We start from the raw sequence: 1,431 nt of genomic DNA on the forward strand, positions 1-1,431 counted from the left end.
CCCTTCCGCACCGCGTGGGGGTGCGATGGTGGGCGGGAAGCCGGTCACAGCCGGGTTTTCATGCGGGCGGTTGTTCTGCTGTGGCCGCGTGATGGTCGGCCTGGCACCCTCCCCGTCGCGTCGTCGGGTGATGAGCCGGAAGCGAGCCGCAGGTGGATTTTCGCGGCCGGCCGCGGGATGAACGGTCCGCCACGGCTGCTCGTGCTGTGGTGCCCGGACTGGCCGGTCGTCGCCGCCGGGGCCGCCGCGGGTACCTCGCCGCTCGCTCCCGCCGCCGTTTTCTCCGGCAACCGCGTTGTCGCGTGCTCCGCCGAAGCGCGTCGCAGCGGGGTCGGGCGGGGGATGCGCCGGCGGGATGCCCAGTCGCGGTGCCCGGAACTCGTGGTGCACCAGCACGATCCGGACCGCGATGCCCGGCTCTTCGAACCCGTCGCCGCCGCCGTCGAAGCGCAGGCCGTCGGGGTCGAGGTCGTGCGGCCCGGCATCGTCGCCGTTCCCGTCGCCGGCGCCGCCGGGTACTTCGGCGGCGAAGAAGCCCTCGCCGAACTCCTCATGGACGAGGTCGAAGCCAACGCCGGCGTCGAGTGCCAGGTCGGGATCGCCGACGGCCTCTTCGCCGCGACCCTCGCCGCCCGCCGCTCGGCCCTCGTCCCGCCCGGCCGGGCGCCCGAATTCCTGGCGCCCCTGGCGATCACCGAGCTGAACCAGCCCGGCGACGACCGCGGCGAGCTCGTCGACACGCTGCGCCGCCTCGGCCTGCGCACCCTCGGCGCGTTCGCCGCGCTGGCCGAACGCGACGTCGCCGGCCGCTTCGCCAAGGACGCCGTCACCGCCCACCGCCTCGCCCGCGGCCTCGCCGAACGCCCGCCGCTGCGGCGCGCCCTCCCGCCGGACCTGACCGTCACCGAAACCTTCGACGAGCCTCTCCGCAGGATCGACGAAGCCGCCTTCGTCGCGAAGACCCTCGGCGAACGCTTCTTCGCCGGCCTCGCGAACCACGGCCTCGCGTGCACCCGCCTGGCGATCGTGGCCGTCACCGAAGCCGGTGAAGAACGTGTACGCGTCTGGCGCTGCGCCGAACCCCTGACCGCCCGCGCGACGGCCGACCGCGTGCGCTGGCAGTGCGAAGGCTGGCTGACCACCCGGGACCGGCCGAGCGCCGGGATCGTCCGGCTGCGCCTCGACCCCGAAGAGGTCGTCGGCGGCCAGGCGCTGCAGCTGCAGCTCGGGTCGATGGGCCGCGACGCCGACGCCGCCGAGCGCGCCGGCCGCGCCCTGGTGCGCATCCAGGGCCTGCTCGGACCCGACGCGGTCTTCACCCCGCTGCTCGACGGCGGGCTCCACCGGGGCGCCGCTGAGCGTCGAGGGCTTCCGCTGGATCGTGAACGAGGTCGGGAGGAAGGTGCAGATCTGCTCGGTCTCCGGCGGCAC

1 protein-coding gene is annotated in these 1,431 nt (G+C 75.0%); it reads left to right on the forward strand.

The genetic code is table 11. The features are described from left to right. Nucleotides 1-177: 177 nt before the first annotated feature. The coding region (locus tag AB0M83_RS47995; protein ID WP_364529356.1) for a DNA polymerase Y family protein at nt 178-1,431 on the forward strand (1,254 nt) is incomplete at its 3' end.

It is taken from the genome of Amycolatopsis sp. NPDC051106 (assembly GCF_040682775.1).
Lineage (GTDB): Bacteria > Actinomycetota > Actinomycetes > Mycobacteriales > Pseudonocardiaceae > Amycolatopsis.